Origin of the sequence: Tsukamurella ocularis, assembly GCF_965138335.1 — a bacterium.
GTDB lineage: Bacteria > Actinomycetota > Actinomycetes > Mycobacteriales > Mycobacteriaceae > Tsukamurella > Tsukamurella ocularis_A.
This window is the reverse complement of the sequence record NZ_CBCSDV010000001.1, coordinates 426293-446149: the sequence shown is the minus strand read 5'-3', so window position 1 is coordinate 446149 and position 19857 is coordinate 426293. Positions and strand designations below refer to the sequence as shown.

Genomic DNA, 19857 nt, shown 5'->3' with positions numbered 1-19857 from the left:
CATGTCCCCCACGGTGACGATGTTCGGCGAGCCGGTCACGCTGGCGTCCACGGTGTCCGACCGGGAGGGCTTCCTCACCGACGGCTACACCCCGCTGAACTGCGGCACCTGCGGCGTCGCGGTGCAGGTCCGCAAGAACAGCCGGGAGCACACGTCGATCCAGTGGTGCGGTTCCGCGCGCGAGTGCGCGGTCTTCGCCACCGACGGTGCCGGCTCCGCCCTGCGGGCCACCTGCCCGCGCCTGATGGAATCGATCACGCGCGCCGCGAAACTCGGCGAGGTTCCCGTGCCGACGGAGATCGTTCCGCCGGACACCGACGAGGAGATGACGAAGAAGTGAGCATCCACCGACTACTCGTCGCCAAGGTGGTCTCGGAGACGCACGACGCGCACTCCATCGAGTTCGAGGTGCCCGCCGAGCTGGCGGACGCGTTCACCTACAAGCCGGGCCAGTTCCTCACGCTGCGCGTGCCGAGCGACGAGACCGGCTCCGTGGCGCGCTGCTACTCCCTGTGCAGCGCGCCCCACGACGGCGGCCCGCTGCGCGTCGCCGTCAAGCGCACCGCCGACGGATACGCCTCGAACTGGCTGTGCGACAACGCCACCCCCGGCATGGAGGTCGACGTGCTGGTGCCCGCGGGCATCTTCACGCCGAAGTCCGTCGATGTGGACATGCTGCTCTTCGCGGGCGGCAGCGGCGTCACGCCCATCCTGTCGATCCTGCGCTCGGTGCTGGAGACCGGCACCGGGTCCGTCGCGCTGATCTACGCCAACCGCGATGCGCAGTCGGTCATCTTCGCCTCCGCGCTCGCCGAGCTCACTCGGACGTACCCGGAGCGGCTCATCGTGATCCACTGGTTGGAATCGGTGCAGGGCCTGCCCAGCGCCGCGAACCTCGCGGCGCTCGCCGCCCCGTACGCCTCCCGCGAGGTCTTCGTGTGCGGCCCCGGCCCGTTCATGGACGCGGTCTCCGAGGCCATGACCTCGCTCGGCAAGGGCCGCCGCGAGGTGCACATCGAGAAGTTCCGCTCCCTGCCGCGCAACCCCTTCGAGGTGGAGGCCGCGCAGGAGGAGGCGGAGGAGAAGGCCGCGATCGCCGAGGCGGAGGACCTGCCGGCCGACGATGCGCCGGCACCCGCCGACGACGGGGGCACCGTCACCGTCGAGCTGGACGGGACGACGACCGAGCTCGCCTGGCCCGCCGAGAAGAAGCTGCTGGACGTCATGCTGGAGGCCGGCATCGACGCGCCCTACTCCTGCCGCGAGGGCGCGTGCAGCGCCTGCGCCTGCCGCATCGTGGACGGGGAGGTCGAGCTCGCCCACAACGAGGTGCTCGACCAGGAGGACCTCGACGACGGGCTCATCCTGGCCTGCCAGTCGATGCGCCGCACCCCCACCGTGCACATCACCTACGAATAAACCGTCGACCGTTCCGTCCCACGACGGCCCACTGCTGAGGGAGTCCCATGCCCATCGACCCGTCGGTCGCGATCGGTGCCGAGCTCGGCACCGCCGAGTTCTCCTGGAGCACCTCCGACGTGCTGCTCTACCAACTGGCGCTCGGCGCGGGCGCCGACCCGCTCGCGGCCCGCGAACTGCGCTACGCCACCGAGCAGGACACCGTCGTGCTGCCGACCTTCGCCACCGTGGCGCAGAACTTCCACGCCACCGAGCCGCCGAAGGTCTCGTTCCCCGGCGTCGAGATCGACCTCGCCAAGGTGGTGCACGGCAGCCAGTCGGTCACCGCGCATCGCCCGCTGCCGTCGAGCGGCACCGCGACCGCGCGGACCCGGATCAGCGACGTGCACGACAAGGGCAAGGCTGCGGTGATCTGGCAGGAGACCGAGGTGATCGACGGGGCCGGGGAGCCGCTCTGGACCGCGCGGTCGTCCATCTTCGCCCGCGGCGAGGGCGGTTTCGGCGGGGAACGCGGACCGTCGGAGAAGATCGAGCTGCCCGATCGCGACGCCGACGTGACCGTCGACGTGCCGACCCTGCCCCAGCAGGCCCTGCTCTACCGGCTGTGCGGCGACCGCAACCCGCTGCACTCCGACCCGGCCTTCGCGCGCGCCGCCGGCTTCGACGCGCCGATCCTGCACGGACTGTGCACCTACGGGATCGTCGCCAAGGCCGTGACCGATGCCGTGCTGGACGGCGACGCCTCCGCGGTGGGCTCGTGGTCGGCGAAGTTCGCGGGGATCATGCTGCCGGGCGAGACGCTGCGCGTGCGGATCTGGCGCGACGGCGACCGTCACCTCGTGACCGCAGAGTCCGTCGAGCGGGCTGCGCCGGTGCTCGCGGACGCGGTGTTCACCGCCCGCTGAGCGCTTCCACGGTCAGTCGGTCCGGGCTCCGGGCGAGACCGTGAAGTCGCTTCTCCAAGCCATGCACGAGACGCATGGCTCCGTATTTGCAAGTCAGCACCGGTTTCTTAGCGAGCGGGTATGCACGACTTGCATACCCCCGACCACCGTGACCGGGCGCCCGTCTCGTGGAGTGCTCCTCGACATCTGCGGCCCGATTGGAGGACCTCATCGAGCTGACCGCTCCGGTCCGTGCCGCAGACTGTGAATCCTCGACTGAGAGCGACACGAAGCCGAATCCGGCCTCCTGTCGAGCTGAGCCGTGGATTCACGGAGGCGATCGGAACTCAGGCGGGGCGGGCGGTGGCCATGGCGCGGTCGACCTCCCAGAAGGCGCGCAGCGCCACGATCTTCCCCGCGTCGTCGACCTTGTAGGTGAACACGCCCTCGGCGTCGATGACGTGCCCGCCGATCACGGTGCGGATGAGGCCGGTGAAGGCCACCTCGCTCCCGCAGGCGAAGCCGTCGCCGAAGAGGAACTCGAGCGACTCGGCCACACCGATCGTCTTGTCGTAGAAGGCCGCGATCTCCTCGCGGCCGTGGTGCCCCTTGCCCTCCGGGTCGAAGCCGGAGGGGCCGACGGGGTCCTCGACCACGCCGTCGGCCGCGAACAGGTCGAGCCACTCCTCCTTCCGGTGGCCGCTCGCGGCGGACTGCGAAGCACGGCCGGCCAGGACGGCGGGGTGATCGTCTTTCATGAGACCTCCTTGCGGTTCAGGCGAACTTGCTGATGACGGAGTCGGCGTAGCGGCGCAGGTGGTCGATCTTCGGCTGCAACGGCTCGGTGTCGGGTCCCAGCTGGTAGGGCAGGCGGAAGCCGACGATCACGTCGGTGACGCCCTTGTCCTCGAGCCGTTTGATGCCGTCCACGGTGTAGGCGTCCAGCGAGATCACATGGATCTCGAACTCCTTCTTGTCGTGCTCGGCGCGCAGCTCGTCGATCCGCGCCAGCATGCGGTCGAGCTCCTCGCCGTCGCCACCGGCGTGCATCCACCCGTCGCACAGGCGCACCGCACGGCGCAGCGCCGCGTCCGCGTGGCCGCCGACCAGGATCGGCAGCGGCTCGGTGGGTACCGGGGCGATCTTGATCGACGGGATGTCGAAGAACTCGCCGTGGTACTCGAAGTACTCGCCCGTCGAGAGGCCTTTGATGATCTCGATGCACTCGTCCATCCGCTTGCCGCGGCGCGCGAAGGGCACGCCCATGATCTCGAAGTCCTCGGGCCACGGGCTGATCCCCACGCCGAGCGAGAAGCGGTTGCCGCTGAGGGACGCCAGCGACGCGGCCTGCTTGGCCACCAGCACCGGCGGGCGGATCGGCAGCTTCAGGACGAAGGGCGTGAAGCGGAGCGTCGTGGTGGAGGCGGCGAGGGCCGACGCGAGCACGAAGGTCTCGACGAACTCCTTGCCGTCGAGGAACTCCCGGCTGCCGTCGGGGGTGTACGGGTACGTCGAGTCCGAGACCTCGGGATACGCGATGCTGTCGGCGACGCACATGCTGTGGTAGCCGGCCTCCTCCGCCGCCTGCGCGAGCGGGACGTAGTACGACGGATCCGTCATCGCCTCGGCGTACGTGAATCGCATGGTCACCCTTTCGTCGAACTGCTTGCGAGCGTTCACTCCACTTGCTAAAAATAGAACACGTTTCACCGTTTGTACGCGGTATCGAGATCAGGAGTGCGCGTGGACTTCCGTCCGGACGAGAACCAGGTGGCCGTCGCCGGCCTCGCGGCCGACGTGCTCGGGCACGCCGCCGCGCGCGAGAGCGGAGGCGCCGAGACCGGGGACGCCTGGCGCGCGACGTGGGCGGACCTCGCCCGGGCCGACCTCCTCGGCCTCCCCGCCCCCGAGAGCCTCGGCGGCGCCGGTCTCGGTGCCGAGGAAGTGGCCGCGGTGCTCGCCGAGGCCGGCCGGCTCGCGATCGCCGCCCCGGTGCTGCCGGCGCTCGCGCTGGGAATCCTCCCCGTCGCCGCGCACGGGACCGCCGAGCAGCGTGAGCGGCTCCTCCCCACGGCCCTGACCGGCGACGAACTGATCGTGGGTGCGCTGGGCGAGGCCGGGGCGGCCGTGCCCGCGGCCCCGTCCACGCGCGCCGTGCGCACCGCGAGCGGCTGGGCGCTGACCGGGCGGAAGGTGGCCGTCGGCTACGCGCAACACGCCACGCATCTCCTGGTCAGCGCCGCGACCGACGACGGCGCCGCGGTCTTCGTGGTGCCCGCGTCCGCGCCGGGCGTGAGCGTCTCGCCGAGCCCCACGTCCGCAGGGACGCCGGAGGGCACCGTCGACCTCGCCGGTGTCGAAGTACCGGCCGAGGCCGTACTGGGCGGGTCCACCGACGGGACCGTCGCGCAGGCCGTGCGCGAGTGCGGCCTCGCCGGCGCGGCCGCCATCGCCGATGGTGCGCTCGCCGGCGCTCTCGCGCTCACCGTCGACCACCTGCGCAAGCGCGAGCAGTTCGGCCGCCCGCTGGGGGCCTTCCAGGCGGTGGCGCAGCAGATCGCCGACGTCTACATCGCCTCCCGCACGCTGCATCTGGCCGCGGCCTCGGCCGCCTGGCGGATCGGCACCGGCTCGCCGGCGGAGGAGGCCACCGCGCTCGCGGCCCACTGGCTGGCCGCGGAGGCACCGTCGGCCGTGCGGACCTGCCACCATCTGAACGGCGGCATCGGCGTGGACGCGACGTACCCGCTGCACCGGTTCTACTCGACCATCAAGGACCTCACCCGCTTCGTGGGCGGCGTCCCGCAGACCGTGCGGGCGCTGGTCACCGCGCACCGCGACGACGCGACGAGCGCGGACGAATCGGGGCGGTTCCTCGCGCTGACCACCGCGCAGCGCGCCCTGCAGGCCGAGCTGCGCGACTACTTCTCGACCCTGATGACTCCGGAGGAACGCACCGCGATGCTGGTGCAGCGGCACGGCGACGTCTTCCGCGACGTGGTGCTGCGAATGGGCCGCGACGATCGGCTCGGGGTGGGCTGGCCCACCGAGTTCGGCGGCAAGGGCTTCGGCCCGATCGAGCAGTACCTGTTCGTCAACGAGGCGGCGCGCGCCGACGTGCAGCTGCCGTCGGTCACGCTGCAGACCGTCGGGCCGACGCTCCAGGCCTTCGGCACGGCGGAGCAGAAGGCGAAGTTCCTGCCGAAGATCCTCTCGGGCGAGGTGCATTTCGCGATCGGCTACACCGAGCCGGAGGCGGGCACCGACCTCGCATCGCTGCGCACCACCGCGGTCCGCGACGGCGACCACTACGTGGTGAACGGGCAGAAGATCTTCACCACCGGCGGCCACGACGCCGACTACGTGTGGATGGCCGTCCGCACCGATCCCGATGCGCCCAAGCACAAGGGCATCTCGATCCTCATCCTCGACACCAAGGACCCCGGCTACAGCTGGACGCCGATCATCACGGCCGACGGCGCGCACCACGTGAACGCCACCTACTACAACGACGTCCGCGTCCCGGTGGACATGCTCGTCGGAGTCGAGAACGAGGGCTGGAAGCTCATCACCACCCAGCTCAACCACGAGCGGGTCATGCTCGGCCCGTCGGGCCGGATCGGCGCCCTGTACGACCGCGTGGACGCCTGGGCGCACGAGCAGGAACTGCTCGGGGAGCCCGACGTGGCCGAGGCGCTCGCCCGGGTGCGCGCGGCCGAACTCATCAACGAGCTGCTCAACTGGCAGGTCGCGGCCGCGGAGGCCGGCGGCCCCGTCGACGTCGCGGACGCCTCCGCCACGAAGGTCTTCGGCTCCGACCGGATCCAGGGCCTCACCGCACTGCTCGAGGAGACGGTCGGGACGCACGGCGACCCGGCCGAACCGGCGACGGCCGAGCTGCTGCACTGGCTCGACGTGCAGGCCAAACGGCACCTGGTGCTCACCTTCGGCGGCGGCGTCAACGAGATCCAGCGCGAGCTGATCGCCCTCATGGGCCTGCAGCTGCCGCGGGTGCCGCGATGACCGCGGCGGACACGACCGCGGCCGTGCTCGCCGCGGCGGAGCGGATCCGCGCGCTCGGCGATTCCGCGCCGCGCGCCGGCCGGGATCCCGTGAACCAGCCGATGATCAACAACTGGACCGAGGCGATCGGCGATGCCAACCCGCTGTACGCGGACCCCGCGTTCGCGGAGCAGTCGGTGTTCGGCGGGCCGGTGGCCCCGCCCGCGATGGCGCAGGTGTGGTCCATGCGGGGCCTGCACGGCGAGCGCGCCGGCGACGACCCGCTCGGCCTCATGACCGAGGCCCTGGACGAGCTCGGCTTCACCTCGGTCGTCGCGACCAATTCGGACCAGACCTACCACCGGCACGTGCGGCCCGGCGAGGAGATCACCGCCTCGTCGCGCCTCGAGGACGTGGTGGGCCCGAAGAAGACCGGGCTCGGCGAGGGCTGGTTCTTCACCACGCGCACGCTGTGGCGCGTGGGCGACGAGGTGGTGGCCGAGATGGTCTTCCGCATCCTCAAGTTCCGTCCGCCCGCCGCGGAACGGCCCGATACCGCCGAAGCCGTCGTGCCCGACGCCGGCCCGAGCGGCCGCATCGTGGACGCCTCCGCCTACGCGGGTGGCGTCCTGCGGCCGGTGGTCTCGCGCGACACCGCCTTCTACTGGGAGGGCGCGAAGGCCGGTGAGCTGCGTATCCAGCGCTGGGGCGAGACGCTCCGACACCCGCCGGGACCGATGGACCCGGGCGGCGACCTGGGGCTCGTCCCCGATTACGTGGTCTCCCCCGGCACCGGCACCGTGTTCAGCTTCGTGGTGCATCACCATCCCAAGGTTCCCGGCAAGCGCCTGCCCTTCGTGGTCGCGCTCGTGGAGCTCGACGAGGGCGTGCGCGTGCTCGGCGAGCTGATCGACGTGGACCCCGCCGCGGTGGAGATCGGCATGCCCGTCCGCAGTGTGTTTCTCAGAGTCGACGACGATCTGACCCTGCCCGCCTGGGAGGCCCGATGACGTACCCCACCACCCTGCGCGCCGAGGCGGTCGCCGTCGGTGCCGCGTTGCCGCCCATGACGATCCACGCGAGCACGACCTTCGTGGCGACCACGGCCATCGCGACCCGCGACTTCCAGGACGTGCACCACGACCGCGACGCGGCGCACGCCCGCGGCAGCAAGGACATCTTCGTGAACATCCTCACCGACAACGGCCTGGTCCAGAAGTACGTGACCGACTGGGCGGGCCCGGAGGCCTTCGTGCGGAACATCTCCATCCGTCTCGGCGCGCCCTGCTACGCCGGCGACACCCTGCACTTCTCGGGCACGGTCACCGAGGTCGACGGTGCCGCTGTCACCATCGCCGTGACCGCGAAGGACAGCCTGGGCGATCACATTTCGGGCACGGCGACCGTGGTACTGCCGGCATGAGCGGGCTGAGCGGCAGGGCCGCGATCGCCGGGATCGGCGCGACCGAGTTCTCCAAGGACTCCGGACGGAGCGAGCTGCGGCTCGCTGTGGAGTGCGTGCGGGCCGCGCTGGACGACGCCGGCCTGACGCCGCAGGACGTGGACGGCCTGGTGACCTTCACGATGGACACCAATTCGGAGATCGCGGTGGCCCGCGAGCTGCAGGTACCGGAGCTGAAGTTCTTCAGCCGCATCAACTTCGGCGGCGGTGCGGCGGCCGCGACCGTGCAGCAGGCGGCGATGGCCGTGGCCACCGGCGTCGCCGACGTCGTGGTGGCCTACCGCGCCTTCAACGAGCGGTCCGGGCACCGGTTCGGACAGGTCTCGAACGCCGCTGCGCAGCAGGTGAACACGAACGGCATCGACAACGCCTTCCACTACCCCGCCGGGATCGCCACCCCCGCGGCCACCGTTGCGATGGCGGCACGCCGCTACATGCACGACTTCGGCGCCACCAGCGAGGATTTCGGCCACGTCGCCGTGATCGATCGGGCGCGGGCCGCCACCAACCCCAAGGCATGGTTCTACGGCAAGCCGATCACGCTGGAGGAGCACCAGGACTCCCGCTTCGTCGCCGAGCCGCTGCACCTGCTGGACTGCTGCCAGGAGTCGGACGGCGGTGTGGCGCTGGTGATCACGAGCGCCGAGCGTGCCCGCGACCTCAGGCGGACGCCCGCGGTGATCGCCGCCGCGGCGCAGGGCAGCGGCCCCGACCAGTACGTGATGACCAGCTACTACCGCGACGGCCTCACCGGCCTGCCCGAGATGGGCGTGGTCGGCGGCCAGCTGTGGGCGCAGGCGGGGATGGCACCGTCGGACATGGATCTGGCGGTGCTGTACGACCACTTCACCCCCTACGTACTCATGCAGCTGGAGGAGCTCGGCTTCTGCGGACGGGGCGAGGCACCGTCGTTCCTGGCCGCCGGGACCTGCGAACTCGACGGGGCCCTGCCCCTCAACCCGCACGGCGGGCAGCTGGGCGAGGCGTACATCCACGGGATGAACGGCATCGCCGAAGCCGTGCGCCAGCTGCGCGGGACGGCGGCCAATCAGATCGCGGGCGCCGAGCGGGCCGTGGTCACTGCCGGCACCGGGGTTCCGACCAGCGGATTGGTACTGAGTAAGGTCTGAGGAATGAGTGAGCCGGATTCGGACAAGGTGGATCTGCGGAGCGAGATCCCGCGCTTTCGGGAGGCCACTCCCCCGCCGTCGTTCGGCGACTTCGTGGAGAACATGCGCCGGCTGCAGGACCTCGCGGTGTGTGTCGACGCACCCGACGAGGTGTTCGCCGAGGCCCGCGACCGCGCCGCGGAACTGGTCGAACTCCTGGCGCCGTTCGCGGCGCGCGAGGGCAAGGGGCCGGCGAATCGCAGCATGAAGCTGCCCGGTCGCGGCAGCCTGCTCATGCCGCCCTTCCACGTCGAGAAGTTCGACGAGGAGTCGGTCGTCGCGCGGGGCGTGCTGCGCCGATACCACCTCGGTGGCGGCGGGGTCGCGCACGGCGGCGTGCTCCCGCTGATCTTCGACGACAACTTCGGCAACGTGGTCTACGCCGCGAAGCGCCCGATCAGCCGCACCGCCTACCTGCACGTCAACTACCGCAAGGTGACGCCGCTCGACGTGCCGCTGGTCATCGAGGGCAAGGTCGACCGCGTGGACGGTCGGAAGACCTTCATCACCGCGAGGCTCACCGAGGAGGACGGCACCCTGCTCGCCGACGGCGAGGGACTCATGGTGCAGTTGCTCCCCGGCCAGCCCTGACCCGCCGGCACGGCGACACCGTCGACACCGTCGACACGCGACAACGGCGCGGCCCCGAGGGGCNGCGCCGTTTCGTGTGGGAGACGGCTACTTGCCGGACAGAGCGGCGTCCATGCCGCGCACGTCGCTGATCTTCCAGTCCTGCTTGGTGTCGATCGTCAGCGTGTAGGTCGCCGTCGACGGGATGCCCTCGGGGCGCTGCGTGCTCTTGGTGATCATGTTCACGAAGACGTTGAGCGTGATCAGTCCGTCCTTGTTGGACGCGACGATGGTGCCGAGCGGGGTCGCGGTGGACTGCCACTGCAGCGGCACCACGACCTGCTCGAACTGCGTGGACGCCTCGCGGAGCTGGTTCGCGAGCTCGTCCGTGGTGCCGGCCGTCAGCGCGGTGCGCCACGCGGCCAGGTTCTGGTAGTCGATGGTGGCGGCGCCGATCGCGTACTTCTTGGCGATGTCCTCGGCGCGGGCGTTCGTGTCCTGCGTCTCGGTCACCGCCGCGAGCTGATCGCGCGCGTCGTCCCGGTCGGAGGCCGCCGACTGCCAGAGGAATCCGAAGGCGGTGGCGGCCACCGCCAGGAGCACCACGACGGCCGAGAGGGCCAGCATGAGCGGCGTGACGACGATGCCGCGGGGCGCGGCCTCCTCGGCCTGCTCCGCCGCCGGGCGGGCCTTCGCGGCCTTCGGCGCGGGCTTGCGAGCCTTCGCGGTGGTGATCTTCGCCGTGGTCTCCGACGCCGCGGACTCGGAAGCGGACTCGCCCGCGCCGGTGCCGGGCCCGTCGGTCACGTCGTCGGTCAGGTCGTCGGTCTCGGGCTGTGATGTCGCCATGGTGCTACCCCTTTCCCGCAGCGCCGTCGGAAAAGCCCAGGCAGGACGGCTCGACGCTCACGGTCTCGTGGGCAGAACTGTAACACGTTCCATTTTTCCCGGAAGTCGTTCGCGAAGGAATGCGCGAGCGGCACGTCACCGCGGGAGGATGCCGAGCGAAGGCTACCCGGCGCGCCGGTGCTCCGTCGCCGGATCGTCGAAGACGGCGGTCGACTGCGCGGCGGCGATGCGCCAGGCCCCGTCGTCCTTGGACAGCACGTACAGCGGAGCGGCGTCGGGGACCGCGGGGTGCGGCGCACCGTCGGGGCCGAGGGGCCGTACCCGGACGCTGACCGCGGCGACATCGGGGCGGATGAACAGGACCCGCTCCACGACGTAGTCGGCGGCGCCGCGCGCCATCGATCCGTGCACCGTGCGCGCGAGGAAGGCGTCGATCGCGGCGCGGCCGTGCAGGCGCCGACCGTGCGCCGTGGTCCAGACGGCGTCGTCGCGGAACAGCGAGCGCACGCGCGGGACGCTGCCGGCGCGCTGCGCCTCGAGCACCTCGACGACGAAGTCCACGATCGCCGTGGCGTCGGCGTCCGCGCCGTCGCCGAGGATGTCCGGAAGGTCGCGGGGGCGGTCCCGCGAGAGGTCGTCAGCCATGCCTCCAGGCTCGCTTATCAACCCCGGTTGAGGTCAAGCCTTCGGTTCAGCGCGATTCGATCGACAGTCGATCGACATGGCGGTAGTACAGCTCGTTGACCAGGCGCAGCACCAGCAGCACGCCCGTCACGATCAGCAGGAAGGTCATGGCTCGGAACGCTATTGCCGGCCCGCACCGACCGGAAGGGATGTTGACGGGACCCTGACGCGTCCTTGACGCTGCGAAAGAAAAACTGATATCACTTAGATAAGTGATATCAGAATAAGGAGGGGTGATGACAGGCATCGTTCAACCGGAGGACACCCAGGTGGCCGTCACGGAGCGGGCGGCGTGGCACGCCGGGGCCGGCGCCGCCGTCGCCGCGTTCTTCGGCTTCCTCGCACTCGTCGCCGGAGCCGTCGGCCTAGTCGTGCTGTCGATCTCGGCGCAGGCGCCGGTGCTGATCGTGGGGAGCGTGCTGCTCGGCATCGTGGCGCTGTTGCTGATCAGCATGGTCGTCGTGGTCGCACCCGGGCACACCCTGGTGGTACAGCTCTTCGGCCGGTACGTCGGCACCGTGCGCACGCAGGGCCTCGGGCTCGTGCTGCCGTTGACCACGCGCCAGCGGGTCTCGGTGCGCGTGCACAACTTCGAGACCGCCGAGCTGAAGGTCAACGATTCGACGGGCAACCCGGTGAACATCGCGTCGATCATCGTGTGGCAGGTCGCGGACACCGCCCGGGCCACCTTCGCCGTGGAGGACTACGAGGAGTTCATCGTCTCCCAGGCCGAGTCCGCGCTCCGCCACGTGACCACGAGCCACCCGTACGACGCCGACGACGCGGTCGCCGGCGCGACGTCGCTGCGCGGGTCCACCGACCAGGTGGCCGCGGAGCTGGCCGAGCAGGTGGCCGCCCGGGTCGAGCTGGCCGGCCTGGAGATCCTCGAGGCCCGCATCTCGTCGCTGGCGTACGCCCCCGAGATCGCCCAGGCGATGCTGCAGCGGCAGCAGGCCTCCGCACTGCTCGCAGCGCGGGAGAAGATCGTCGAGGGTGCGGTCGGCATCGTCGAGAACGCCCTCACCCGGCTCGAGGACAACGGCACCGTCGAGCTCGACGACGACCGGCGCGCGGCGATGGTCTCGAACCTGCTGGTGGTGCTGTGCTCCGACAGCCGCACCACGCCTGTCGTGAACACGGGGAGCCTGTACAGCTAGTGGGCTCGACCGACTCCCCCGAGCGCCCCGCCGCGGGCGACCGACCGGAGCGGGGCCGCAAGGCGGTCCCGCTCCGGATCGATCCCTCCGTCTACCAGGCGCTCGCGAAATGGGCCGCGGACGATCTGCGCAGCGTCAACGCGCAGATCGAGTTCCTGCTGCGCCGGGCGCTCGACGACGCGGGCCGGATGCCGCGGAAGGTGCAACCGATGCGCCGGCCCGGGCGGCCACCTGCAAACCCTGACCAGCGCTCATCATCGTTGCCCGACCAGTAAGGCGAGCGTAACCTTCCCTCCCGATCCTCGTGATGCACGCGGGGAGGAAGGAAGCCCGGAACCCATGAAGCTCTCCCTGGCGCGCGTGACGCTCGCCGTGCTCACGATCGGCGCGCTCACGGCGTGCGGCAGCGGCGCACCGTCGGACACGACGACCGGCAGCAGCACCGCCGGCGACGGCGCGTTCCCGCGGACCGTCGAGCACGCGATGGGCAGCACCACGATCCCGAGCCGGCCGCAGCGCGTCGCCGCGCTGGACGCCTCGTTCACCGACGCGACGCTCATGCTCGACACCCAGGTGGTCGCGTTCACCGAGTACAACACCCTGGGCAGCAAGCTCCCCGACTACCTGGGCGCGTCGGCGACGAACTACGGGGCCGAGGCGCAGAGCGTCGGGAAGCTGGCGGCCCCGTCGCTGGAGAAGATCGTCGCGGTGAAGCCCGACCTCATCGTGAGCGCCAAGGTGCGGCACGCGAAGGAGTACGAGCAGCTCACCGGCATCGCGCCGACGGTCTTCAGCGAGACCACAGGCCCCACGTGGAAGGACAACATCCGGCTGCTGGCGAAGGCCCTCGGCAAGGAGAGCCTCGCCGAGAAGCGCCTTTCCGAGTACGAGGCGCAGGCCCGCGCCGTGGGCTCCGCGGTGAAGGCGAAGTCCGGGCCGGACACCACCATCTCTGTGGTCCGCTTCCTCGACGGCCCCACGCGCCTGTACGCGAAGAAGTCGTTCTCCGGCATCGTCCTGCAGGACGCCGGCCTCGCGCGGCCGGAGTCGCAGAACATCGATGAGTTCATGACCGAGATCAGCGCCGAGCGCATCCCGTCGGCCGACGGCACGAAGATCTTCGTGACCACCAACGGCGACAAGGGCGTCGACTCGCTCAACACCTACCGGCAGAATCCGCTGTGGGCGCCGCTCGAGCCGCGCACCGTCGAGGTCAAGGACGCCGAGTGGATGAGCGCCGTGAGCGTGCAGGGCGCGTACCACATCCTCGCCGACATCGCGAAGGCCTTCGACGTGCCCGGTCCCGTGATCCCGGCGTGGATCTCGGGGAAGTAGGTCGACGGTGCCGGGGCGTGCGGTGGCCGGCGGCGCGAGCCCGGGCCCCACACGGGCGACTATGCAATCGTGACCGCCAGTGACAAGGTCAGGCCTTGTCCGGGGCGTCACTGGCGGTCATCGGGTTTTCCGTAGCATCGGATCATGACGACGGTGCCGATACTCGCCGAGTCCGGGCTGAGCGAATGCGCACGGACGCCGGAGTGCGCACAGGACATGGACGCCGGAATGACGATCTTCTTCGGGATCGTCTTCGGCGTGCCGGCGCTTCTGATCGTCGCGGTCATCGTGTTCTTCCTGGTCCGAATCCTCCCGCGGCGGCGATGATCATGACGATGCCCGAGAGAGCTGGTGCCTGCGAGCGCCCCAGCTGAGCGGCTCATTTGGTGGTCGCGAGGGTGGTCAGTACACTTGGTCCTCGGTCACGCGTTCGCGGGTGACCACGCTGCCTTAGCTCAGTCGGTAGAGCGCTTCACTCGTAATGAAAAGGTCGCGAGTTCGATTCTCGCAGGCAGCTCCAGCAATCACAGGTCAAGCCGGTTCCAGCACCCGGCTTTTTCTGTGTCGGCGTCGCCACACATCGAAAGCCGGCCGTTGGACCTGACGGTGCCGTCGCCTCACTCCGAGCGGATGCGCGCGCACAGGTGGTGGTCGCATCTGCCACTCACCGACCTCCCTGCGTGTCCCTGGGCTCATCTCACCCGTCAGCGTAGGAGGCGCGGGATCAGGCGGACGAAGAGCACCATGACCACCAGCTCGACGAGGGTCTGCGTCACGACCACCAGCGGCGCCAGCGCATAGGTGGCGGGCAGAGCGAGGACCAGCGGCAGGATCACCAGCGAGTTCCGCGTGACACCACTGAACACCACGCTGCGCCGGCTCGGCACGTCGAGCCCGGCGAGCCGGCCCGCGACCGCGCCGACGGGGGTCATCACCGCCGCGAACAGCACGTAGACCGGGATCGTGAGCAGCAGCGACGAGAGCTGGTCGCGCACGCCCGCGATCTGCGAGGCCACCACGACGGCCAGCGTCAGCACCATGATCGGCACCATCGCGCCGGCCACCCCGTCCGCGAGCGCAGCGCCCCATCGGGTCCGGGCGGCCGCCCACTGGGTCGCTCCCGCGAGCAGCAGCGGCACCGCGATCACCCACCCGAAGGCCTCCACGAACGGCCCGTACTCGACGGTCCGCACCACGTCGGCTCCGACGAACAGCCACAGGTACGCCGGCAGCAGCACCATCTGCACCAGCATGAGCAGCGGCGCGGCGGCGAGCAGCCGGTCCTTCGCCCCGCCCGCGAGGCCGCTGAACACGATCACGTAGTCGACGCACGGCGTGAGCAGCACGAACAGCACGCCCACGAGCAGCGCCCGGTCGTGCGCGACGATCCGCGACACCGCGAACACGACGACCGGCACCGCGACGAAGTTCACCGCCAGCACGGTGCCCAGGAAGCGCACGTCCCGCAGCGCCTCCCCGATGCGCGCGAACGGGATGCCGAGGAAGGTCGCGTACAGCAGCAGCGCGAGCACCGGGTTGATGACGGCCTCGGCGGGGCCCGCCACCGTCGGGACGGAGAGGCCGAGCGCGGCCCCGAGAGCCAGCCCGGCAAGGTACAGCGGGACCTGGTGCGCCTCCGCCCACTCGGCCGCCGACCGCATTCCCGTCACGCGGACACCCTAGTTCGGGCGCCGGGTCAGTAGGGTTCCACGCATGGGTGCGCCGACGGAGCAGAGCTGGCCCGAGCCCTCGGACCGCGTGAAGGAGCTGATCCGCCGCGCCGCGGAGTTCGCGAACAACGCGCCCGAGGAGTGGGTGACCTCGCTGCAGGACGCCACGCTGACCGGCGTCATCCTCTCGCCGATCGCCGCGGACCCGACCCTCGCCGAGCTGGTCCGCAACTCCGACACCGCCGTCATGCTGCACTGGGCCGCGCACAACCTGGCCCACCCCGGCCGCCGGGTGCCGCCCAACATCGACTCCGCGGACGCCCTGGCCGTCGCCCGCGACCTGGTCCGGCGCGGCCTCGATCTGCACGGCATCGACACCTACCGCAAGGGCCTCAACACCGCGTGGACGCTGTGGATGAACGTCTGCTTCGAGCTCACCGACGACCCCGCCGAGCTGCGGGAGCTCCTGGCGGTGACCTGGGCGTCGATGTCGACGTACGTCGACGACACCATCGACGCCATCACGCTCCGCATGGCGGGGGAACGCGAGCAGCTGACCACCGGGACGAACGCGGACCGTCTGGCCGCGGTCTCGCTGATCCTGGAGGGCGCCCCCATCACCCGGCCGCGCGCCGAGCAGCAGCTCGGTTACCGCCTGACCGGGCCGCACACCGCGGCGGTCATCTGGACGACGGGAACCGTCGGCGACCTGGATGCCGCTGCGCACGCCCTCGCCCGGCGCGCGGGGACGCCCCGGCCGCTGACCGTGGTGGCGAGCGCGTCGGCGCTGTGGCTGTGGCTGCCGGGCACCGTCGTCCTCGATTCCGCGGACCTGGCCCGCGAACTGGCCGACCACCCCGAGGTGCGCGTCGCGATCGGGCGGCCGGGCGAGGATCTCGACGGATTCCGCCGCAGCCACCTCGACGCCGGCACCACGCAGCGCGTGATGACGCGCCTGCGCACCCGGCGGCGGGTGGCCGGATACGACGACATCGCGCTGATCTCGCTGGTCACCAGCGACACCGGGAAGGCCGACGAGTTCGTGCGCGACACGCTCGGTGACCTGCTCACCGCCGATCAGGAGACGCGGGAGACCGTCGCGGCCTACGTCGCCGAGCAGTTCAACACCTCCCGCACCGCGGAGCGCCTCTACACCCACCGCAACACCGTGATCCGCCGCCTGACCAGGGCCGACGAGCTGCTGCCGCGCCCCCTCGCCGACAACCCCACCGGGGTGGCCGTCGCGCTCGACGTGCTGCGCTGGCTCGGCCCCGACGCTCCCGCGTAATGCGGCCTGACGGCCTGGCGTGACGATCTGCACCAGGCCGGTGAGCATCCGGGTGCACTCTGCGCTGGCCTCGACACCTCGTCGAGCGAGAGAGTAGGTCATCGGTTCTATCACTGAGCCCTCGGACCAGGAGAGACAAGTATGACGAGCACCACGCCCGAGCACCTCGACATCCTCGTGATCGGGGCCGGCATCTCCGGCATCGGCGCCGGCCACTACATCCGCACCGAGCTGCCCGGGAAGTCGTTCGCGATCCTGGAGGGTCGGTCGACCTTCGGCGGCACCTGGGACCTGTTCACGTACCCCGGCATCCGCTCGGACTCCGACCTGCACACCTTCGGCTACGAGTTCAAGCCCTGGGAGTCCAAGGACTCCATCGCCGACGCGCACAAGATCCTCGACTACCTGCAGGAGACGATGGTCGAGAACGACCTCGTCGACAAGGTGCGCTACGACCACCGGGTGGTCGCGGCCGATTGGTCGAGCGAGGACGGCCGCTGGACCGTGCAGGTCGACCACGCGGGCGAGCGCATCACGCTCACCGCGAGCTGGGTGCTCTTCGGCAGCGGCTACTACGACTACGAGCAGGGCTTCACGCCCGAGTTCGCGGGCCGCGACACGTTCGCCGGGCAGGTCATCCACCCGCAGTTCTGGCCGGAGGACCTGGACTACAGCGGGAAGAAGGTCGTCGTCATCGGCTCCGGCGCGACCGCGGTGACCCTGGTCCCGTCGCTGCTGACCGGCGACAAGCCCGCCGCGCACGTCACCATGCTGCAGCGCACGCCGAGCTACATCATGCCGGTGCCCAAGCAGGACCCGATCACGAACACCCTGCACAAGGTCTTCGGCCACAAGATCGGTCACGACCTGAGCCGCAAGCGGTTCATCTGGCAGCAGCGCGGCGTGTACGTCTTCGCGCAGCGGTTCCCGGATCTCGCGCGCAAGATCATCCGCAACGAGAACGCCAAGCGCCTCCCCGAGGGCTACCCGGTGGACGTGCACTTCAACCCGCCGTACAACCCGTGGGACCAGCGCCTGTGCGCCGTCCCGGACGGCGACCTGTTCAAGGCCATCCGCTCCGGCAAGGCGGACGTCGCGACCGACAGGATCGCGACCTTCGACGAGACCGGCATCGAGCTGGCGAGCGGCGAGCACCTCGACGCCGACATCATCGTGACCGCGACCGGCCTCAAGCTCAAGCTGCTCGGCGGCGTGACGCTCTCGGTCGACGGCCGCGACGTCGACGTGCCGAACGCCGTCATCCACCGCGGCGCGATGCTCTCGGGCGTCCCGAACGCCGCCCTGGCCATCGGCTACACGAACTCGTCGTGGACGCTCAAGGTCGGGATGCTGTGGAAGTACATCACCAAGCTGATCTCCACCATGGACGCCAAGGGCTTGGACACCGCCGTCGCCGTCGCCGATCCCGACATGGCGACCCGCCCCGCCCTCGACTTCGAGGCCGGCTACGTCCAGCGCGCGCTCGCCGAGCTCCCCCGCCAGGGCGAGGCCGACGACTGGCGCATGTCGATGAGCTACTTCGAGGACGCCAAGCGCCTGAACAGCGAGCTCTCCTTCGGCGAGGAGTCCGGCCTGCGCCTGAGCTCCAGCAAGCACGCCAAGGTCACCGTCTGACCTGCGACGATCACCGTTGCCGCCCGTCTACCGCTACCGTTGACTCGGTGCGGCCGACGGGCGGTCGCGTGTTTCGAGGGGACGGATGAACGAGCAGCAGGTCGCGGGCTACCGGGTGGTCCGCAAGCTCGGCGGCGGCGGCATGGGCGAGGTGTACCTCGTCCAGCACCCGCGTCTGCCCCGGCAGGACGCGCTCAAGCTGCTGCACACCTCCGTCAGCAGCAACCCGCAGTACAAGGCGCGGTTCGACCGCGAGGCCTACGTGCTTGCACAGCTCAACCACCGCAACATCATCCACCTGTACGACCGCGGCGAGGTCGACGGACGGCTCTGGATCACGATGGAGTACGTCGCCGGGCCGGACACCGCGCGCATGGTCGCCGAGCGGGGCCCCATGCCGCTGTCGCTCGCGATCGACATCGCCGACGGTGCCGGGGCCGCCCTGGACTACGCCTACCGGCGCGCGAACATCACCCACCGCGACGTCAAGCCCGCCAACATCCTCGTCGCCTTCGACTCCGACGGTGCGCCGCAGGTCAAGCTCGCGGACTTCGGCATCGCCAAGGCCGCGGGCGACGCCGTGGGCGTCACGTCGACCGGGATCACCGTCGGGACCATGGCGTACATGTCGCCCGAGGCCTTCGACAACAAGATCCTCGACAACCGGGCCGACCTCTACTCGCTGGGCTGCACCGTCTTCGAGCTGCTCACGGGCGAACCCCCGTTCCCCGGCGACTCCCCCGCGGCCGTCATCGCGGCGCACCTGAATCAGCCCGCGCCGAAGATCACCGCGCGCAATCCCGCGCTGCCGGGCCACCTCGACGCCGTCTTCCGCAAGGCGCTCGCCAAGCGCCCCGAGGACCGGTACGCCACGTGCTCCGAGTTCGTCGCGGGGCTGCGCGGGGAGGCGCCGTCGTCGCCGCCCGCGGGCACCGCACCCCAGGCGACCCCGGCCGGCACGGCCCGGCAGCCTGCGTACACCGGCGAGCACACGGGCGCCCACGCCGGGCCCGGCACCGCGCCCTACCCGGGGCCGCCGACGGGGCAGTACGTCCCGACCGGCGAGTACCCCGGCCCGCACACCGCGGCGCAGCCCGCGCCCACCCGCGCCGAGCAGTTGCCCGCGTCCGCGCGGCAGGAGGCGCCCGTCGCGCCGCCGCCCGCGAAGCCCCGCCGCTGGGGCCGGGCCGTGGCCGCACTCGCCGCCGTCGTCATCGTCGCGCTGGCCGCGGGGGTCTTCTACCTGGTCAAGCCGTCGGTCGGCGGCCTGGGCGGGTCCGGTGGCGGCTCGACGGTGACCGCTTCCTCGGTCAAGCAGCTCTACTACCAAGGCGGCGCCGAGGCATCGAAGTCGGCGGAGAACATCCTCACCGGCGACAAGCCGTCGTGGCGCACCGACTATTACAAGTCCGGCCCCGGCTTCGGCGGGCTCAAGCAGGGCACGGGCCTACTCATCACACTGGACAAGGCGACGCGGATCACGTCCGGCACCATCACCTCTCCGAGCTCCGGCTCGACGGTCGAGGTCCGCATCGCGGACTCGGCGTCGCCGAGCTCCATCGACGACACGCAGCGGGTGTGGAGCGGGACGCTGTCGAACGGCGATACCGACTTCACGGCGAGCGACGCACCGTCGTCGAAGTACGTTCTGGTATGGATCACCGGGCTGGTCCAGGTCGGTAACGGCCAGTGGTCCACGATGCTCGAGCACGTGCAGCTCAAGGGCAGCTAGC

20 protein-coding genes and 1 tRNA gene are annotated in these 19857 nt (G+C 70.7%); 16 read left to right on the top strand and 5 right to left on the bottom strand.

Annotated elements, in window-relative coordinates; genetic code table 11:
* Position 1: 1 nt before the first annotated feature.
* Genes ACNAYW_RS02340 through ACNAYW_RS02330 form a run of 3 tightly spaced genes read left to right on the top strand, consistent with a single transcriptional unit; the run spans position 2 to position 2324 of the window.
* Positions 2-340: a hypothetical protein gene (locus ACNAYW_RS02340; RefSeq protein WP_415848134.1), complete on the top strand. Its 339-nt coding sequence runs from the start codon at positions 2-4 to the stop codon at positions 338-340.
* Positions 337-1419 carry a 2Fe-2S iron-sulfur cluster-binding protein gene (locus ACNAYW_RS02335; protein ID WP_415848133.1) on the top strand — a complete coding sequence of 361 codons (1083 nt, stop codon included), beginning with the start codon at positions 337-339 and terminating at the stop codon, positions 1417-1419. Before ACNAYW_RS02340 ends, ACNAYW_RS02335 begins: the two co-directional genes overlap by 4 nt.
* 47 nt (positions 1420-1466) lie before the next feature.
* On the top strand, positions 1467-2324 hold the full coding sequence (locus ACNAYW_RS02330; protein WP_415848132.1) for a MaoC/PaaZ C-terminal domain-containing protein: 858 nt from the start codon (positions 1467-1469) through the stop codon (positions 2322-2324).
* Positions 2325-2650: 326 nt separating this feature from the next.
* Here ACNAYW_RS02330 and ACNAYW_RS02325 read toward each other — a convergent pair whose 3' ends face one another.
* Both ACNAYW_RS02325 and ACNAYW_RS02320 read right to left on the bottom strand, forming a co-directional pair.
* On the bottom strand, positions 2651-3061 hold the full coding sequence (locus tag ACNAYW_RS02325) for a nuclear transport factor 2 family protein (RefSeq protein WP_415848131.1): 411 nt from the start codon (positions 3059-3061) through the stop codon (positions 2651-2653).
* Between the two features lie 16 nt (positions 3062-3077).
* Complete coding sequence (locus tag ACNAYW_RS02320) at positions 3078-3947, bottom strand: TIGR03619 family F420-dependent LLM class oxidoreductase (RefSeq protein ID WP_415848130.1); 870 nt, start codon at positions 3945-3947, stop codon at positions 3078-3080.
* Positions 3948-4046: 99 nt separating this feature from the next.
* On the opposite strand from ACNAYW_RS02320, the gene ACNAYW_RS02315 reads away from it, so the two are divergent.
* From ACNAYW_RS02315 to ACNAYW_RS02295, 5 genes are read left to right on the top strand one after another with little or no spacing between them, the layout of a single operon-like run.
* Complete coding sequence (locus ACNAYW_RS02315; RefSeq protein WP_415848129.1) at positions 4047-6326, top strand: acyl-CoA dehydrogenase; 2280 nt, start codon at positions 4047-4049, stop codon at positions 6324-6326.
* Positions 6323-7315, top strand: coding sequence for a bifunctional MaoC family dehydratase N-terminal/OB-fold nucleic acid binding domain-containing protein (locus ACNAYW_RS02310; RefSeq protein WP_415848128.1), 993 nt, complete (start codon positions 6323-6325; stop codon positions 7313-7315). The genes ACNAYW_RS02315 and ACNAYW_RS02310 overlap by 4 nt, the downstream gene beginning before the upstream one ends.
* On the top strand, positions 7312-7728 hold the full coding sequence (locus ACNAYW_RS02305; protein ID WP_415848127.1) for a MaoC family dehydratase: 417 nt from the start codon (positions 7312-7314) through the stop codon (positions 7726-7728). The genes ACNAYW_RS02310 and ACNAYW_RS02305 overlap by 4 nt, the downstream gene beginning before the upstream one ends.
* Entirely contained in the window at positions 7725-8897 is a 1173-nt protein-coding gene (locus tag ACNAYW_RS02300) for a lipid-transfer protein (RefSeq protein WP_415848126.1), read from the top strand. Before ACNAYW_RS02305 ends, ACNAYW_RS02300 begins: the two co-directional genes overlap by 4 nt.
* A gap of 3 nt (positions 8898-8900) precedes the next feature.
* On the top strand, positions 8901-9527 hold the full coding sequence (locus ACNAYW_RS02295) for a PaaI family thioesterase (RefSeq protein WP_415848125.1): 627 nt from the start codon (positions 8901-8903) through the stop codon (positions 9525-9527).
* A gap of 87 nt (positions 9528-9614) precedes the next feature.
* On the opposite strand, the gene ACNAYW_RS02290 is transcribed toward ACNAYW_RS02295, so the two are convergent.
* Positions 9615-10355 carry a hypothetical protein gene (locus ACNAYW_RS02290; RefSeq protein WP_415848124.1) on the bottom strand — a complete coding sequence of 247 codons (741 nt, stop codon included), beginning with the start codon at positions 10353-10355 and terminating at the stop codon, positions 9615-9617.
* Positions 10356-10517: 162 nt separating this feature from the next.
* The gene (locus ACNAYW_RS02285) at positions 10518-11000 is read right to left on the bottom strand and encodes an SgcJ/EcaC family oxidoreductase (RefSeq protein ID WP_415848123.1); all 483 of its coding nucleotides are present in this window, start codon (positions 10998-11000) and stop codon (positions 10518-10520) included.
* 275 nt (positions 11001-11275) lie between these two features.
* Between ACNAYW_RS02285 and ACNAYW_RS02280 the strand changes: the two genes are divergently transcribed.
* The 5 genes from ACNAYW_RS02280 (at position 11276) to ACNAYW_RS02260 (ending at position 14051) form a co-directional block, all read left to right on the top strand.
* Positions 11276-12196 carry an SPFH domain-containing protein gene (locus ACNAYW_RS02280; RefSeq protein WP_415848122.1) on the top strand — a complete coding sequence of 307 codons (921 nt, stop codon included), beginning with the start codon at positions 11276-11278 and terminating at the stop codon, positions 12194-12196.
* On the top strand, positions 12196-12471 hold the full coding sequence (locus ACNAYW_RS02275; RefSeq protein ID WP_415848121.1) for a type II toxin-antitoxin system antitoxin: 276 nt from the start codon (positions 12196-12198) through the stop codon (positions 12469-12471). The genes ACNAYW_RS02280 and ACNAYW_RS02275 overlap by 1 nt, the downstream gene beginning before the upstream one ends.
* A gap of 64 nt (positions 12472-12535) precedes the next feature.
* Positions 12536-13531, top strand: coding sequence for an ABC transporter substrate-binding protein (locus ACNAYW_RS02270; protein WP_415848120.1), 996 nt, complete (start codon positions 12536-12538; stop codon positions 13529-13531).
* 144 nt (positions 13532-13675) lie between these two features.
* The gene (locus ACNAYW_RS02265; RefSeq protein ID WP_415848119.1) at positions 13676-13858 is read left to right on the top strand and encodes a hypothetical protein; all 183 of its coding nucleotides are present in this window, start codon (positions 13676-13678) and stop codon (positions 13856-13858) included.
* A gap of 117 nt (positions 13859-13975) precedes the next feature.
* Positions 13976-14051 (top strand) — tRNA-Thr (locus tag ACNAYW_RS02260).
* A gap of 184 nt (positions 14052-14235) precedes the next feature.
* Here the strand turns inward: ACNAYW_RS02260 and ACNAYW_RS02255 are convergent.
* Positions 14236-15192, bottom strand: a complete 957-nt coding sequence (locus tag ACNAYW_RS02255; RefSeq protein WP_415848216.1) for an arsenic resistance protein — start codon at positions 15190-15192, stop codon at positions 14236-14238.
* A gap of 52 nt (positions 15193-15244) precedes the next feature.
* Here ACNAYW_RS02255 and ACNAYW_RS02250 point away from each other — a divergent pair, with 52 nt between their 5' ends.
* The 3 genes from ACNAYW_RS02250 (at position 15245) to ACNAYW_RS02240 (ending at position 19856) form a co-directional block, all read left to right on the top strand.
* On the top strand, positions 15245-16489 hold the full coding sequence (locus tag ACNAYW_RS02250; RefSeq protein ID WP_415848118.1) for a PucR family transcriptional regulator: 1245 nt from the start codon (positions 15245-15247) through the stop codon (positions 16487-16489).
* Between the two features lie 141 nt (positions 16490-16630).
* Positions 16631-18124, top strand: a complete 1494-nt coding sequence (locus ACNAYW_RS02245; RefSeq protein WP_415848117.1) for a flavin-containing monooxygenase — start codon at positions 16631-16633, stop codon at positions 18122-18124.
* An 85-nt stretch (positions 18125-18209) separates the two neighbouring features.
* Positions 18210-19856, top strand: a complete 1647-nt coding sequence (locus tag ACNAYW_RS02240) for a serine/threonine-protein kinase (protein WP_415848116.1) — start codon at positions 18210-18212, stop codon at positions 19854-19856.
* Position 19857 lies beyond the last annotated feature (1 nt).

What these genes read in the sequence shown, in the direction of transcription:
- ACNAYW_RS02310 (WP_415848128.1), top strand. Translation starts at nt 6,323, where the DNA reads ATGACCGCGGCGGACACGACCGCGGCCGTGCTCGCCGCGGCGGAGCGG.
- ACNAYW_RS02280 (WP_415848122.1), top strand. Translation starts at nt 11,276, where the DNA reads ATGACAGGCATCGTTCAACCGGAGGACACCCAGGTGGCCGTCACGGAG.
- ACNAYW_RS02325 (WP_415848131.1), bottom strand. Translation starts at nt 3,061, where the DNA reads ATGAAAGACGATCACCCCGCCGTCCTGGCCGGCCGTGCTTCGCAGTCC.
- ACNAYW_RS02265 (WP_415848119.1), top strand. Translation starts at nt 13,676, where the DNA reads ATGACGACGGTGCCGATACTCGCCGAGTCCGGGCTGAGCGAATGCGCA.
- ACNAYW_RS02285 (WP_415848123.1), bottom strand. Translation starts at nt 11,000, where the DNA reads ATGGCTGACGACCTCTCGCGGGACCGCCCCCGCGACCTTCCGGACATC.
- ACNAYW_RS02240 (WP_415848116.1), top strand. Translation starts at nt 18,210, where the DNA reads ATGAACGAGCAGCAGGTCGCGGGCTACCGGGTGGTCCGCAAGCTCGGC.
- ACNAYW_RS02320 (WP_415848130.1), bottom strand. Translation starts at nt 3,947, where the DNA reads ATGCGATTCACGTACGCCGAGGCGATGACGGATCCGTCGTACTACGTC.
- ACNAYW_RS02305 (WP_415848127.1), top strand. Translation starts at nt 7,312, where the DNA reads ATGACGTACCCCACCACCCTGCGCGCCGAGGCGGTCGCCGTCGGTGCC.
- ACNAYW_RS02245 (WP_415848117.1), top strand. Translation starts at nt 16,631, where the DNA reads ATGACGAGCACCACGCCCGAGCACCTCGACATCCTCGTGATCGGGGCC.
- ACNAYW_RS02270 (WP_415848120.1), top strand. Translation starts at nt 12,536, where the DNA reads ATGAAGCTCTCCCTGGCGCGCGTGACGCTCGCCGTGCTCACGATCGGC.
- ACNAYW_RS02295 (WP_415848125.1), top strand. Translation starts at nt 8,901, where the DNA reads ATGAGTGAGCCGGATTCGGACAAGGTGGATCTGCGGAGCGAGATCCCG.
- ACNAYW_RS02300 (WP_415848126.1), top strand. Translation starts at nt 7,725, where the DNA reads ATGAGCGGGCTGAGCGGCAGGGCCGCGATCGCCGGGATCGGCGCGACC.
- ACNAYW_RS02250 (WP_415848118.1), top strand. Translation starts at nt 15,245, where the DNA reads ATGGGTGCGCCGACGGAGCAGAGCTGGCCCGAGCCCTCGGACCGCGTG.
- ACNAYW_RS02255 (WP_415848216.1), bottom strand. Translation starts at nt 15,192, where the DNA reads ATGCGGTCGGCGGCCGAGTGGGCGGAGGCGCACCAGGTCCCGCTGTAC.
- ACNAYW_RS02330 (WP_415848132.1), top strand. Translation starts at nt 1,467, where the DNA reads ATGCCCATCGACCCGTCGGTCGCGATCGGTGCCGAGCTCGGCACCGCC.
- ACNAYW_RS02290 (WP_415848124.1), bottom strand. Translation starts at nt 10,355, where the DNA reads ATGGCGACATCACAGCCCGAGACCGACGACCTGACCGACGACGTGACC.
- ACNAYW_RS02340 (WP_415848134.1), top strand. Translation starts at nt 2, where the DNA reads ATGTCCCCCACGGTGACGATGTTCGGCGAGCCGGTCACGCTGGCGTCC.